Genomic DNA, 13395 nt, shown 5'->3' on the forward strand with positions numbered 1-13395 from the left:
CTAACCCTGCACTCAAAGCGCGCCAAATACCTTCTTCGCCAGGCCTGTAGCGGCCGCCGCCGGGTTGGCGCGAATACTTTCTTCCTGTTTTGCAATCATCTCGAACAGCCCGTTCAGCGCTTGTTCGGTCACGTAGCTTTCAAGGTTGGCATTTTTGCTGTCCAGCGCGCCAAATGCCGCCGCCTTGCCGGCGAATGCGTTGTATTTCTGTGCCAGACCGACTTGATCGGTAGATTTCTTGACGATAGGCAGGAATTTGGCGCGGATCTGTTCGCGGCTGGTGCTGTTGAGGTACTGGGTGGCCGAGTCCTTCCCGCCGCTTAAAATGGCCTTGGCGTCGGTCACGCTCATCTTTTTCACGGCGTCTACCAACAACGCCTGAGCCTGAGGCACTGCAGCTTCGGCGGCCTGGTTCATGCTGGTTTCCAGCTGATCGACCTGAGCACCCATGCCAAGCATTTTCATTTTTTTCGCGACCTGACCGAGTTTGCCTGGCAGCTCGATACGCACCGCTTCATTCTTGCTGAAACCGCCGGGAACACCGAGCTGTTTGACCGCGACCTGTGCGCCTTGGGTCAGCGCGTCTTTGAGACCACCGGTCGCATCCGATTGCGAGAGGTCGTTCAGCGACAGGGCGAAGACGTTGGCCGACAGCAGCAGCCCGGCGCATAGACCAGCGAAGGTGAACGAAAAGCGAGGCATGAGAGCGTCCTTGTGAGAAGTGGGTACGGGATCAAGCGTATCAGGAACTTGCGGTATCCACCCGAAGCCGGAAAGAAACAGTGCTGTTTAGTGCCGATGGAAATGATGCGGCGTGCAACAACAAAAACAACAACGGCGCGTTGAAAACGCGCCGTTGATGAAAGCCTTTGCAGCGAAGAACAATCAACCGTTCACTTGAATGACCTTGATCTTCAGACCGCTCTGATCCTGCGGCATAGCCCAGTTCAAACGGCAATGGCACTTGCTGGGTAATCTGTGTTTCGCGGGCGTCAATGACAGTGGCTGGCACATCAGCCAGGCTGCTGTCACTCAGGGTGACAATCAACTTGCAGCCAGTTGGCAGAGAGAGGCGTGGCAGGTAATAAACTTCACCCTGAAGACGTACCAGGGGTTCGCTGGACATTTCAATTTCCTTATTGAGTGTGATGAGTACCAGTCATGGGTACAAACCACACCTTGGCAGCGGCCGGGGAGCATAAAACACGTGCCTAAATATCCCCGGCTAATTGCGGAAAAGCCCTACGCTACCCCTTCACCATTTCCCGCATCCTGCTCTTCTTCATTGCTGTGTAACGCCACTTGCCGTATCGACAGACGGATTTCGGCCGGCAACACCCGCTTGGCCGCACCTTCTGCCAGTTCGCCCAGCATCGGGTGATAGCTCAGCTTGCCGGCGCTGTCCTTGCGCAGCACGCCCAGGTCCAGCAAGGTCTGGATGAAGTGCCTGAATAGACTCTTGTCGAAGAACTCTGGTGCATTAAGGCCATGCAGAATAGACAGGCGCTGGGCCATGACCGTACACAGGTCTTCCAGCTGCTCGGCGCTCAACGTGTTCTGTCCACTGTTGAGTAACAAGGCGATTGCCATGTAGAAGCGCTGCAGGGTCTGCGCGATGGCCCGTGACAACAGGGTCAGCAGCACGAACTCGCGGGAGCTGGGCTCCGGACGCACATAGACGTCCTTTTTAAAGCGCAGCAAGCCTTGCTCGACGAACGCAGCCAGCCATTGATCGACCACCTCATCCAGCTCGCTCAGCGGCCAGCGAATGAACAATTCAGATTGCAGGAACGGGTACAGCGCACGCGTGTAGCGCAGGATCTGTTCGCGGCTCATGCGCGACGAGCTCTGGAAAAAGCTGGCCAGCAATGCGGGCAGGGCAAAGATGTGCAAGACGTTGTTGCGGTAGTACGTCATCAGGACTGCATTCTGTTCGTTGAGGTACAGAATTTTGCCCAATGCATCTTTTTGTTCGGCGAGCAGGTCCATGCCTTTGACGTGCTCGATCAGCGAGCGCCCGTCGCCTTCCGGCAACGTGGTGTGCGGCGAGTAAGGTACGGCGCGCAGCAGCGTCAGGTAAAGGTCGAGAACACGCTCCATGGCCTGATCGTCCAGCGCCAGCCTTTGCGTTGACAGCAAGGCCACAGCAACCAGGTTCATCGGGTTGACGGCGGCGGCTTCATTCAGGTGCTGGGCCACACGTTCACCCAGCCGATGAGTGGTTTCGCTCAGCCATTCCGGGCGAAATTGCGGTGCCAGCGCCTGCTCGCGCCAGTCCGGTTGTTCGCCGTCAAGGAATTCGGCCAGCTTGATGGGGGCACCGAAGTTCACCGATACCTGGCCGAAACGCTGCTTCAGCGCACCGATGACTTTGAAGATGTCGAAGATCGACTCTTTCTTCTTGGTCGCTCCGCGCAATTCGCCCAGATAGGTACGGCCTTCCAGCACGCGCTCATAGCCGATGTACACCGGGACGAACACAATCGGCATCCGCGAGTTGCGCAGGAAGCTGCGCAGGGTGATGGCAAGCATGCCGGTTTTCGGTTGCAACATGCGCCCGGTCCGCGAGCGACCGCCTTCGACAAAGTATTCGACCGGGAATCCTTTGATGAACAGCGTGTGCAGGTACTCAGTGAAAACCGCTGTATACAGCGGGTTGCCCTTGAATGTGCGGCGCATGAAAAACGCCCCGCCACGGCGCAGCAGGCTGCCGACGACCGGCATGTTCAGGTTGATGCCGGCAGCGATGTGCGGCGGCGTGAGCCCGTTGCGAAACAACAGATAGGACAGCAGCAGGTAATCGATATGGCTGCGGTGGCAAGGGACGTAAATGACTTCATGCCCTGGCGCCACTTCCTGCACGCCTTCGATGTGGCTGACTTTGATGCCGTCGTAAATCTTGTTCCAGAACCAGCTGAGGACGACTTCCATGAAGCGGATGACGGAATAGGTGTAGTCCGAGGCGATCTCGTTGCCGTAGCTCAGCGCCCGGTCCCGTGCCTTGTCCTGGGTGATGTTCTCCCGTTCGGCTTCTTCGATGATCGCCTGCTTGACCAGCGGCTCGTCCAGCAGCCCTTTGACCACGGTGCGCCGGTGCGAAACGTCCGGGCCGATGACCGCGCTTTTCAGGTTGCGAAAGTGCACGCGCAGCAGACGCTGGGTCATGCGCAGGGTCAGTTCGTAACCTTTGTTTTCACCCACCAGCTCGCGCATGTGAATGGGCGCGGAAAACTGTACACGGGTCTTGCGACCCAGAATCAGAATGCTGACCAGACGACGCAAGCGACCGGTCACTGCCCAGCTGTCGGCGAACAGCAGTTTCCAGGCGCTGGACTCGCGGTCAGGTGACTGGCCCCAGAACACGCTGACCGGGATGATCTGCGCATCTTCGCCGGGGTTCTGGCTCACGGCTGCGACCAGACGCTCCAGTGTCGGCGGTGCGCCGCGCTTGTCCTGGCGGCCAAGCCAGTCAGGTGCCGGAGTCAGGTAAAAGAATGCAGCTGGCTCTATCAGGTTGCCGACCGCTACCGACAATACGGGGCGAGGCAGGCCAGCCTTGCGACATTCTGTGTCGATCACCGCCAGATCGCTGATCGACGGCGACTGCAGGGCATAGAACACCGGACGGCTACGGTCCAGGTTGAGCGTAAAAGACGACTGATTGATGGTTTCCGAGCGCACCCAGAGATACAACAATCGGCGCAGGGTGCCGAACACAAGACGACGGAACGGAGAACGGGTCATACGGCTTCTGCTGAGTCAGGGACGGGCGACTGCCCGAGATGGGCGTCAGTGTGACGTATCCCGAAGCGATCGGCAAAAAGCCTGGTGTTTGTAGAAGAGTAAATACTGAGCGGCCACCTTCGAGAGCCACGACGGCACATCCTGATGCCGTCGCTGCAAAAGGCTTACGAGGTGCGCCAGGTGATTTCTTCCTCGCCATCGGCGCTGACGCGTATCCAGCGGTCGGCGGTTTCATCGCTTTCTTCTTCAACCCAGGTGCCGGGTGCGCAGCGCACTTCGACGTTCAAGGCTTTGAATGCCGCACGGGCGCAGGCGATGTCGTCTTCCCACGGGGTCTGATCGCTGTCCAGATGCAGACTGTTCCATTTACCGACTGCTTTGGGCAGCCAGGTTACGGTCACATTGCCGGCCTTGCACTTCCAGGTCTGGCCTTTCTGGTTCCAGTCACTGCACGGGCCCAGGGCGACGCTCAACCATTGAGCGATGGCCTTGTGGTCGACGTCTTCGTCTTTCAGGTAAATCTCGATATCGGGTTGGCGCATGGGTGCCTCTGTTGAATGCTTATTGCAGCACGAAATAATCGTAGCGCATGGAAACGGTGACCTTGAAAGGTCCTGATTGCTCAATGACGGCAGTCCGGCGCTCGGCGCTGGCGCGCCACCCGTGAGGCGTCATGGCCAGCAGATCGGCACGGGACTGGCCGTCGATCAGCTTCAGCGTATAGCGCAGGGTCTCGCTGTGTTGCAACTGCATGCCGGGTGGCACCAGAGACAGGTGCTTGTCGTCGGCATAATCGCGGACCTCATCATAAAGCTGCTGACGCAGTTCCATGAGATGTTCGCTGGTCGGGCCGACCCGCATTAGTCCGCCGCCAGGCGTCAGCAAGCGCTTGGCTTCAAGCCAGTCCAGCGGGCTGAACACACTGGCCAGAAACTGACAGCTGGCATCCGGCAAGGGAACACGGGCCATGCTGGCAACCATCCAGGTCAGCCCGGGGTCACGACGGCAGGCGCGTTTCACGGCTTCGCGGGAGATGTCCAGCGCATAGCCGTCGGCATGGGGCAGGGCCTCGGCTATTTGCGCGGTGTAATAACCTTCGCCGCAGCCGATGTCCAGCCAGTGCGCGGGGGAGCGCTCGACGGCCAGTTCAGCCAGCCGCCGGGCTACCGGGGCGTAATGCCCGGCGTTGAGGAAGTCCCGCCGTGCTTCAACCATGGCCTGATTGTCGCCGGGGTCGCGGCTGTTCTTGTGCTGCACCGGCAACAGGTTCAGATACCCCTGACGTGCACGGTCGAAGCGGTGGTTGGCCGGGCATACCACGCCGTTGTCGGCGGTACTGAGCGGCGCAGAGCAGATCGGGCAGGTCAGCATCAGGCGAGCAACTTGACCAGGGTCTGGTAGTAGATCTCGGTCAGCACGTCGAGATCGCTGGCCAGAATCCGCTCGTTGACCTGGTGAATCGTCGCGTTGACCGGCCCCAGTTCAACCACTTGCGTACCCAGGGTCGCTATGAAACGGCCGTCGGAGGTTCCGCCGCTGGTCGAGGCTTTGGTGTCACGGCCCGTGACGCTTTTGATGCTGGACGACACGGCGTCCAGCAATGCGCCCGGCTCGGTCAGGAACGGCAGGCCGGACAACGCCCAGTTCACATGCCAGTCCAGCTCATGCTTGTCGAGGATGGCGGCGACACGCTGCTGCAAGCCTTCGACGGTCGACTCGGTCGAAAAACGGAAGTTGAACACTGCTACCAGATCACCCGGGATGACATTGGTTGCACCCGTGCCGGCGTTCAGGTTGGAGATCTGGAAGCTGGTTGGCGGGAAGAAATCGTTGCCATGGTCCCAGTGCTCTGCAGCCAGTTCGGCAAGTGCCGGAACTGCAAGGTGAATAGGGTTCTTCGCCAGATGCGGGTAAGCCACATGGCCCTGTTTGCCGCGCACGGTGAGGGTGGCGCCCAGCGAGCCACGACGCCCGTTCTTGACCACATCGCCCACCAGCGTGGTGCTCGAAGGCTCGCCGACGATGCACCAGTCCAGACGCTCCTTGCGCGCTGCCAGACGTTCGACGACAGCCTTGGTGCCGTGGTGCGCCGGGCCTTCTTCGTCACTGGTGATCAGGAATGCCACCGAACCCTTGTGATTCGGGTGATCGGCTACAAAGCGCTCGGCGGCCACGAGCATGGCTGCCAGGCTGCCTTTCATGTCCGCTGCACCGCGTCCGCAGAGCATGCCGTGCTCGTCGATCAACGCATCGAACGGGTCGTTCTGCCAGTTCTCCACCGGGCCGGTAGGGACCACGTCCGTATGACCTGCGAAGCACAGTACCGGGCCGTCGGTAGTGCCGTGTGTGGCCCAGAAGTTATCGACGTCTTCGATACGCATGGGCTCCAGCTTGAAGCCGGCATTGCCCAGGCGTTGCATCATCACTGCCTGACAGTCGGCATCGACCGGCGTCACTGACGGGCGGCGGATCAGATCGCAGGCAAGTTGAAGGGTGGGCGACAGGTCGGTAGGGGCAGTCATGTACAGAACTCCGGTAGCAAGACTTTGGGCGCGAAAAGGCGGATATCTTAAAGCAAAACGACGACCTGGGGCCGTCGTTTATTGTGTGCTGTGGATATGTCAAGCAGTCGACAGCGCAGGGCGGGTCGCGTGAGCAGACAGGACGGCCATAATGATGGCTGCCAGATAAGGGAGGGATTGTGCGAACAGTATGGCTATCCAGAATCTCGGGCCCGGACCGGAAGTCTCGTCTCTTATTTGCTCGCGGGTCGGACAAATATGTTTGTAGAGGCTTTGTGCGGAGCGAAAGGGGTTATATGAGAGGTCCGAGATAGCTTTTGCCCCTTCAGCCCTGATTTCGACGGGGCGACAAGCCGGGTGCCTTAACCTCCCACAAACCCCTATAATGCGCGCCGGTTTTTGAGGTATTGATCATGAGCGCAGAAGATCCACGTTTCGCTGGCATCGCCCGTTTGTACGGCATTGAAGGCCTGGCGCGCCTGCGCGCGGCTCATGTGGCAGTGGTCGGTATCGGCGGCGTGGGCTCGTGGGCGGCGGAAGCCATGGCACGCAGTGGCGTGGGCGAGATTTCGCTGTTTGACATGGACGACGTCTGTGTCAGCAACAGCAACCGCCAATTGCATGCACTGGACAGCACAGTCGGTCGGCCGAAGGTCGAAGTGATGGCCGAGCGGATTCGCGCGATCAATCCTGATTGCATCGTGCATGCGGTTTCTGATTTCGTGACCCGCGACACGATGGCTGAGTGCATCACCCCGGACATGGATTTCGTGATCGACTGTATCGACAGCGTCAACGCCAAGGCAGCACTGATTTCGTGGTGTAAGCGGCGCAAGATCCAGATGGTCACCACCGGTGGTGCCGGTGGGCAGATTGATCCGACCCTGATTCAGATCGCCGACTTGAACCGCACGTTCAACGACCCGCTGGCCTCCAAGGTACGTTCCACCCTGCGTCGCGACTATGGCTTTTCACGCACGCCTAACCGCCACTACAGCGTGCCTTGCGTGTTCTCCAGCGAACAGCTGCGCTATCCCAAGCCTGATGGCAGTATTTGCCTGGAAAAGAAGTTCGTCGGTGAGGGTGTAAAGCTCGACTGTGCAGGCGGCTTCGGCGCGGTGATGATGGTCACTGCCACGTTCGGCATGGTCGCCGCCACGCGTGCAGTGGACAAGCTGGTTGCAGGTGCGCGACGGCCTTCGGAGCGGGTCAAGCCAGCGGTTGCAACGCCCGATCAGGCTTGAGTCAGCTGGCGCATCTTCTGTAGCACGGCATTCAGGCCGTTGCTGCGTGACGGTGAGAGCTGGCGACCAAGGCCCAACTGACCGAACCAGTCAGACAAGTCCACGGCTTCCAGCTCCGGCGCCGACAGACCGTTAACGCGGGCCAGCAGTAGCGCCACCAGACCTCGAATCAGCCGGGCGTCGCTGCTGGCTCTGAACAGCCAGGCTCCTGCGCTGACTTCGCCCGTCAGCCAGACCTTGCTTTCACAGCCGTGTACCAGATTGTCGTCCGTCTTTTCTTCGTCGCGCAACGAGGGGAGGCGATCCCCCCATTGCATGAGCAGGCGTGCGCGCTGTTCCCAGCTCTGTGGCTGGGAAAAGCTGTCGAGCGCGGTCTGCGCCAATGCGGGGAGGGTCATCGAAGCAGCTCCAGTGCCTGATCCAGTGCGCTGAAAAACCGCAGCAAGTCATCTGAATCATTGTAGAGCGCAAGTGAAACACGAATTGAGCTGGGCAGACCGAGTGTATCGAACAGTGGCATCGCGCAGTGACGACCAGCGCGCACGGCAATACCCTGTTCGGTCAGCAAATGAGCCAGATCGGCGTTGTGTATGCCGTCCACGACGAAACTGGCCAGTGCCAGGTCCGGTGAGCCCAATACCTGAATACCTTCACGCCTTTGCAGGCCTTCAAGCAGGCGACGGTGCAGATTTGCTTCGTGTTCCGCGACCGCCTGATGATCAAGGCTTTCCAGGTAAGCCAGCGTAGCGCCCAGACCGATCACGCTGGCGATGGGCGGGGTGCCCGCTTCAAAGCCCAGCGGTGCCGGGCGAAATTTCGCGTGTTGATAATCGGCGGTCAGCACCATCTCGCCGCCGAACTGCCAGTGCGTCAGGTTCGGTAGCGCGTCGTTGCGTCCGTACAGCACACCTAGCCCTTCCGGACCATAAAGCTTGTGGCTGGAAAACACATAAAAGTCGCAGCCCAGTGCCTGTACATCGTGGCGTCCATGCACCACACCTTGTGATCCGTCCACGACCGTGAGCGCACCTTGCGCTTTCGCCAGTGCGATAAGGCGGGCGAGCGGCTGCCAGGTGCCGAGCACGTTGGACAACTGACTGACTGCGAGCAGACGCGTGCGAGGGCCGATCAGACTGGCCGCAGCATGGCAGTCGATTACACCATCGGGATCGAGCGGCAGTATCACCAGTTTCAGGCCGCGGCGCTGAGCCAGTTGCTGCCACGGCAGCAGGTTGGCGTGATGTTCCAGTGCGCTAATGGCGATCTCGTCGCCCGCAGTGAAACTATGCTCCAACCCATAGGCCAGCAGGTTGAGCGCAGAAGTGGCCCCGTGGGTAAAGATGATTTGTCCGCTCTCGCCGGCATTCAGCCAGTGCGCGGCCTTGCCACGGCTGGCTTCAAACGCCTGGGTGGCGTGTGCGCCCGGCAGATGCTGGGCACGATGCACGTTGGCCGCACCGTTGACGTAGTAATGAGTCAGGGCATCGATCAGCGCCTGGGGTTTTTGCGTGGTGGCGGCGTTGTCCAGATAGGTCTGGCCTTGCCGTTGCAGGGCGGCGATAGCGGGGAAGTCGCCACGCCAAGGAGAAATGAGGGGCATTGTTCGTCCAGCATGTGGAGGCGGGTTCAAGGCCGCAGCCTTGAACCCGCACACAGCATCAGTTATGAGCGTGCAGTGCTTCGTTCAGCTCGATGGCCGACTTGTGGGTTTTGCATTCCACTGCGCCGGTCTGCGAGTTGCGACGGAACAACAGGTCGTTCTGGCCTGCCAGCTCGCGTGCCTTGACGATCTTGACCAGTTCGTTGTTCTCATCGAGCAGCGCGACCTTGGTGCCGGCGGTCACATACAGACCCGATTCCACGGTATTGCGATCGCCCAGCGGAATACCGATGCCGGCGTTGGCACCGATCAGGCAGCCTTCGCCAACCTTGATGATGATGTTGCCGCCACCCGACAGCGTACCCATGGTCGAGCAGCCTCCACCCAGATCCGAGCCCTTGCCGACGAATACGCCTGCAGAAACGCGGCCTTCGATCATGCCTGGGCCTTCGGTGCCGCCATTGAAGTTGACGAAGCCTTCGTGCATGACGGTGGTGCCTTCGCCGATGTAAGCGCCCAGACGTACGCGAGCACTGTCAGCGATACGAACGCCACTCGGGACGACGTAGTCAGTCATTTTCGGGAATTTGTCGACCGAGAACACTTCCAGCAGTTCGCCTTTAAGGCGCGCTTCAAGCTGACGTTCGGCCAGTTCGGCGAGATCGACCGCGCCCTGGCTGGTCCAGGCTACGTTTGGCAGCAACGGGAAGATACCTGCCAGGTTCAGGCCGTGTGGCTTGACCAGGCGATGCGACAGCAGGTGCAGCTTGAGGTAAGCCTCTGGAGTCGACGTCAGGGTTGCGTCTTCAGCCAGCAGGGTGGCAACCAGCGGCTTCTGGCTTTCCGCCAGACGAGTCAGCAGCGCGGCCTGGGTCGCGTCCACGGATTTGACCGCCTCGGCCAGCTTGTATGCCAGGTCTACATTGAAGGTGATTGCCTGATTGCCGTTGGTGTAACCCAGAACAGGCGCGATGGCCGCGACCAGTTCTACGGAAGGATTGATCAGCGGCTGAGCGTAAAATACTTCGAGCCATGAGCCTTGACGATTTTGAGTGCCGACGCCGAAGGCCAGGCTGAACAGGGTAGTGGACATGTAAATACCTCTTGGCTTTATCAAGGGGCTTTCAGTAGCGCTCTGGCTTACTGTAAAGCCGCTGCATACAGGTCGGGCTTGAAGCCGATCAGGGTTTTATTGCCCAGATCAAGCACCGGACGCTTGATCATGGACGGCTGCGCGAGCATCAGTTCTATGGCTTTCGCCTGATCGAGATCGGCCTTTTGTCCGTCATCGAGCTTGCGAAAGGTGGTGCCTGCGCGGTTCAGCACGACCTGCCAGCCGTGTTCATTGCACCACTGCGCGAGGTGTCCCCGGTCGATGCCCTGTGTCTTGTAGTCATGAAAATCGTAGCTCACGGAATTATCGTCGAGCCAGGTGCGGGCCTTCTTCATGGTGTCGCAGGCTTTGATGCCAAATAGAGTGTAAGTCATCGTTTTGGGGTGGGGTGGCTGATCTTGCTCGATACTCCCCACTTTCTCTCCTCGCAATTTAGCCGGGTATTATGCCACGTCAGACCGCATCGTGTTGTGACAGCGCTGGTACAAAGACTGAACAAAAACTAGATAATAACCCTAACTGTCATTAAGAAAACTTCACCCTTCCACGCTTGAGTGGCAAGCCCGGGCGGGCAATTATTGCTTTCCATTTAAAGGCTGGGTGCGTTATGTCTGAACAAGAGAAGAAGCGTCAAGAAGCGCTTGTCCGGCAACGTTATTACAGGGAACGTCAACGTGCCGAGGGATTCAAGCAAAGTACGATCTGGATTCATGGTGAGGCTGAGACGCAAGGCAGGCTGGCCGCACGTGAAGGAAAACCGTTGCTGCCCATGCAGTCCCATGACCCGGTAAGCTGGGCGGTCGGGTGGGTTGCGGAAAAACTGCGAACACGACAGTGACCGGTAGCGCTCTAAAGCCCTCGCGCCACACGGGTGAAGTACGTGGCGCGATCTCTCAAATGCGGTTGCTGGCTAATTCGGCAGGGTAGCGGCCAGCGCATTGCAGGCACTGCTTGCGCATTACTGCCTGACGATCAGTATTTTCTTTACGATGCCTTGTCAGTTCGCCTCGAACTTTGAGTTTTTCCGGTCCCCGTATATGGAACCCATCACTTTGATGTCGTTAGGGCTGAGCGTTTTACCAGTGTTGATGATTTCGAAGTCGCCAAGGGTCAGGCCGTTGGGAATGTCGTAATGCATGACGGAATCACGGTCGTAAGCCGAATGGTAGAAATCAGCAGCTTCGTACTTGTCGAAAAAATTGGTATTGATTTCTTCGTCAGTCAATCCGGATTGTAAAAGCAGGGGGCGTAGAAGCGGTTCGTTCCAGGGGATGTTTGCCTGAGGATGCTGGTGCTCGTGAACTGCTCCCAAGGCGTGCCCGAATTCATGGAGCACGATGCGCGTCAAGTCCGGCATGGGTTTCAGGTCTGCCGTGAACAGCTCCTTGACGTTGAATTCCATGGTGGCTTCATTCTGCTCGGCCAACAGGGCATCAGTCCCTATGGCGCTCCAGTTCAGATGCTCGTTGAAACCGATTCGGATATCGCTGGCCCCGCCTGTCACAAACTCGAATTTCAGATTTATGTGAGGCAGCCATTTCTTTGCAGCTTCGACAACGGGGGTTGTCAGAATGGCAGGAGGGTCTTTCTGAAAAAGCATTTTCAGGGTCCGCCCACGTGCCCAGTATTTGCTGAACGAAACCAGAAGACGCGCCATGTGCGTTGATTCTTCGCAGCCATGGCGTGCTCCTGATTCGTAGGCAGGAGTGATTGCTGCGTTGGCGGGGTTTTCGCGAATGGCGGTTTCGTACGAGGCCTGATGATTCGTTGCGCTGCGCATGGCGCAGGATGCAGGCAGCTTCAGGCTCTTTGTGGTGGGGGCGGACATGTGATCGACCTTCATCGTAGTTCGCTTCCTTTCAGGAAGGCTGGAAAATGAAGGTTGAAGGTACGTTTGTGCAAGGTGTAGCAGGTGGTAACTAATTACCCCCGCCACACATCAAAGGCGGCGGGGCTGTCTTCCTGAAGTTTCGCTGTTTATTTGCTCAGGAATGCGCGGATACGTTCGGCGGCTTCGACGCACTCGGCCAGAGGTGCAACGAGCGCCAGGCGAACCCGGCCGGCACCCGGGTTGACGCCATCCACCTCGCGGGAAAGGTACGAACCCGGTACTGCAGTCACATGCTGATCGATGAACAGGTCTCGGCAAAATGCAGCATCATCGGTGCCTACATTCGGCCACAGGTAAAACCCCCCGTCCGGGCGCTGGACGTCGAGCACTGGCGCGAGGATGTCGAGCACAGCATCGAATTTTTCACGGTACAAGTCACGGTTCGCGCGTACGTGCTCCTCGTCATTCCAGGCAGCAATGCTCGCCAGCTGAGTCTGTACCGGCATGGCGCAGCCGTGATACGTGCGATACAGCAGGAAGGCCTTGAGAATGTCGGCATCACCTGCCACAAAACCTGAACGCAGGCCCGGCAGGTTGGAGCGCTTTGACAGGCTGTGGAACACCACGCAACGCTTGAAATCCTGGCGACCCAGCTCGACACAGGCGCTGAGCAAGCCAGGTGGTGGAGCCTGCTCATCGAAGTACAGCTCGCTGTAGCATTCGTCCGCAGCAATGACAAAGTCATGTTCGTCGGCCAGGGCGATGAGTTTTTTCAGGGTTTCAACAGGAATCAGTGCTCCGGTCGGGTTACCCGGCGAGCACAAGAACAGGATCTGGCAGCGCTTCCAGGTGTCCGCGCTGACTGCGTTGAAATCGGGATTGAAACCGTTGTCGCTCAGGCATGGCAGATAGTGAGGCTGGGCTCCGGCCAGAAAGGCGGCACCTTCATAGATCTGATAAAACGGGTTCGGGCTGATCACCAGGCCGTCATCGCTACGATTGACTACTGTCTGGGTGAAGGCGAACAGCGCTTCGCGTGTGCCATTGACCGGCAATACATTGCGCGCCGGATCAATCCAGCCCTGTGGTACGCCGAATCGACGGTTGCACCAGCCGGCAATGGCTTCGCGCAGCGCCGGGATACCCAGCGTGGTCGGGTAAACCGCCATCTGATCGAGGTTGTCTGCGAGTGTCTTGGCGACGAAATCGGGTGAGCGGTGTTTCGGCTCACCAATCGACAATGCAACAGGGCGCTTTTCCGGGTTGGGCGTTACGCCGGCCAGCAAGGCGCGCAGCTTCTCAAAAGGGTAAGGCTGAAGCAGTTGCATGGCGTTATTCAT

14 protein-coding genes are annotated in these 13395 nt (G+C 58.9%); 2 read left to right on the top strand and 12 right to left on the bottom strand.

What is annotated here, in order from left to right:
• Positions 1–12: 12 nt before the first annotated feature.
• From RYA97_RS21555 to dapE, 6 genes are all read right to left on the bottom strand, one after another.
• Complete coding sequence (locus RYA97_RS21555) at positions 13–702, bottom strand: DUF4197 domain-containing protein (RefSeq protein ID WP_002554745.1); 690 nt, start codon at positions 700–702, stop codon at positions 13–15.
• Positions 703–742: 40 nt separating this feature from the next.
• Positions 743–1126: a YbaY family lipoprotein gene (locus RYA97_RS21560; RefSeq protein ID WP_057405437.1), complete on the bottom strand. Its 384-nt coding sequence runs from the start codon at positions 1124–1126 to the stop codon at positions 743–745.
• Positions 1127–1242: 116 nt separating this feature from the next.
• The gene (gene plsB, locus RYA97_RS21565) at positions 1243–3744 is read right to left on the bottom strand and encodes a glycerol-3-phosphate 1-O-acyltransferase PlsB (protein ID WP_057405438.1); all 2502 of its coding nucleotides are present in this window, start codon (positions 3742–3744) and stop codon (positions 1243–1245) included.
• 164 nt (positions 3745–3908) lie between these two features.
• On the bottom strand, positions 3909–4286 hold the full coding sequence (locus RYA97_RS21570) for a hypothetical protein (RefSeq protein WP_005743422.1): 378 nt from the start codon (positions 4284–4286) through the stop codon (positions 3909–3911).
• A gap of 19 nt (positions 4287–4305) precedes the next feature.
• Positions 4306–5115 (bottom strand): putative RNA methyltransferase, encoded by an 810-nt coding sequence (locus RYA97_RS21575; RefSeq protein WP_005743423.1) that lies wholly within the window; start codon positions 5113–5115, stop codon positions 4306–4308.
• Positions 5115–6266 carry a succinyl-diaminopimelate desuccinylase gene (gene dapE / locus RYA97_RS21580; protein ID WP_002554740.1) on the bottom strand — a complete coding sequence of 384 codons (1152 nt, stop codon included), beginning with the start codon at positions 6264–6266 and terminating at the stop codon, positions 5115–5117. The genes RYA97_RS21575 and dapE overlap by 1 nt, the downstream gene beginning before the upstream one ends.
• Positions 6267–6679: 413 nt before the next feature.
• Between dapE and tcdA the strand changes: the two genes are divergently transcribed.
• Positions 6680–7510 carry a tRNA cyclic N6-threonylcarbamoyladenosine(37) synthase TcdA gene (gene tcdA, locus RYA97_RS21585; RefSeq protein ID WP_005743424.1) on the top strand — a complete coding sequence of 277 codons (831 nt, stop codon included), beginning with the start codon at positions 6680–6682 and terminating at the stop codon, positions 7508–7510.
• Here the strand turns inward: tcdA and RYA97_RS21590 are convergent.
• Genes RYA97_RS21590 through RYA97_RS21605 form a run of 4 tightly spaced genes read right to left on the bottom strand, consistent with a single transcriptional unit; the run spans position 7501 to position 10598 of the window.
• Positions 7501–7908 (bottom strand): SufE family protein, encoded by a 408-nt coding sequence (locus RYA97_RS21590; RefSeq protein WP_005743425.1) that lies wholly within the window; start codon positions 7906–7908, stop codon positions 7501–7503. The genes tcdA and RYA97_RS21590 overlap by 10 nt on opposite strands.
• A complete protein-coding gene (locus RYA97_RS21595; protein WP_005743426.1) occupies positions 7905–9110 on the bottom strand; it encodes an aminotransferase class V-fold PLP-dependent enzyme in 1206 nt (401 codons plus the stop codon). The genes RYA97_RS21590 and RYA97_RS21595 overlap by 4 nt, the downstream gene beginning before the upstream one ends.
• A 58-nt stretch (positions 9111–9168) precedes the next feature.
• Positions 9169–10203 (bottom strand): 2,3,4,5-tetrahydropyridine-2,6-dicarboxylate N-succinyltransferase, encoded by a 1035-nt coding sequence (gene dapD / locus RYA97_RS21600; RefSeq protein ID WP_002554736.1) that lies wholly within the window; start codon positions 10201–10203, stop codon positions 9169–9171.
• 47 nt (positions 10204–10250) lie between these two features.
• Complete coding sequence (locus tag RYA97_RS21605) at positions 10251–10598, bottom strand: ArsC family reductase (protein ID WP_005743427.1); 348 nt, start codon at positions 10596–10598, stop codon at positions 10251–10253.
• Between the two features lie 233 nt (positions 10599–10831).
• Between RYA97_RS21605 and RYA97_RS21610 the strand changes: the two genes are divergently transcribed.
• Complete coding sequence (locus tag RYA97_RS21610) at positions 10832–11062, top strand: hypothetical protein (RefSeq protein ID WP_004657963.1); 231 nt, start codon at positions 10832–10834, stop codon at positions 11060–11062.
• A gap of 159 nt (positions 11063–11221) precedes the next feature.
• Here RYA97_RS21610 and RYA97_RS21615 read toward each other — a convergent pair whose 3' ends face one another.
• Together RYA97_RS21615 and dapC are read right to left on the bottom strand one after the other, a co-directional pair.
• Positions 11222–12067: a matrixin family metalloprotease gene (locus RYA97_RS21615; RefSeq protein WP_057405440.1), complete on the bottom strand. Its 846-nt coding sequence runs from the start codon at positions 12065–12067 to the stop codon at positions 11222–11224.
• Between the two features lie 134 nt (positions 12068–12201).
• Positions 12202–13395 (bottom strand): succinyldiaminopimelate transaminase, encoded by a 1194-nt coding sequence (dapC, locus tag RYA97_RS21620; protein WP_057405441.1) that lies wholly within the window; start codon positions 13393–13395, stop codon positions 12202–12204.

The sequence above is a fragment of the Pseudomonas syringae group sp. 26L6 genome (assembly GCF_032587815.1).
Classification (GTDB): domain Bacteria; phylum Pseudomonadota; class Gammaproteobacteria; order Pseudomonadales; family Pseudomonadaceae; genus Aquipseudomonas; species Aquipseudomonas amygdali.

Bases quoted from the DNA above. Each gene is read 5' to 3' on its own strand.
- RYA97_RS21575 (WP_005743423.1), bottom strand. From the start codon at position 5,115: ATGCTGACCTGCCCGATCTGCTCTGCGCCGCTCAGTACCGCCGACAAC.
- RYA97_RS21570 (WP_005743422.1), bottom strand. From the start codon at position 4,286: ATGCGCCAACCCGATATCGAGATTTACCTGAAAGACGAAGACGTCGAC.
- RYA97_RS21605 (WP_005743427.1), bottom strand. From the start codon at position 10,598: ATGACTTACACTCTATTTGGCATCAAAGCCTGCGACACCATGAAGAAG.
- RYA97_RS21560 (WP_057405437.1), bottom strand. From the start codon at position 1,126: ATGTCCAGCGAACCCCTGGTACGTCTTCAGGGTGAAGTTTATTACCTG.
- plsB (WP_057405438.1), bottom strand. From the start codon at position 3,744: ATGACCCGTTCTCCGTTCCGTCGTCTTGTGTTCGGCACCCTGCGCCGA.
- dapD (WP_002554736.1), bottom strand. From the start codon at position 10,203: ATGTCCACTACCCTGTTCAGCCTGGCCTTCGGCGTCGGCACTCAAAAT.
- RYA97_RS21610 (WP_004657963.1), top strand. From the start codon at position 10,832: ATGTCTGAACAAGAGAAGAAGCGTCAAGAAGCGCTTGTCCGGCAACGT.
- RYA97_RS21595 (WP_005743426.1), bottom strand. From the start codon at position 9,110: ATGCCCCTCATTTCTCCTTGGCGTGGCGACTTCCCCGCTATCGCCGCC.
- tcdA (WP_005743424.1), top strand. From the start codon at position 6,680: ATGAGCGCAGAAGATCCACGTTTCGCTGGCATCGCCCGTTTGTACGGC.
- dapE (WP_002554740.1), bottom strand. From the start codon at position 6,266: ATGACTGCCCCTACCGACCTGTCGCCCACCCTTCAACTTGCCTGCGAT.
- dapC (WP_057405441.1), bottom strand. From the start codon at position 13,395: ATGAATAACGCCATGCAACTGCTTCAGCCTTACCCTTTTGAGAAGCTG.
- RYA97_RS21555 (WP_002554745.1), bottom strand. From the start codon at position 702: ATGCCTCGCTTTTCGTTCACCTTCGCTGGTCTATGCGCCGGGCTGCTG.
- RYA97_RS21615 (WP_057405440.1), bottom strand. From the start codon at position 12,067: ATGAAGGTCGATCACATGTCCGCCCCCACCACAAAGAGCCTGAAGCTG.
- RYA97_RS21590 (WP_005743425.1), bottom strand. From the start codon at position 7,908: ATGACCCTCCCCGCATTGGCGCAGACCGCGCTCGACAGCTTTTCCCAG.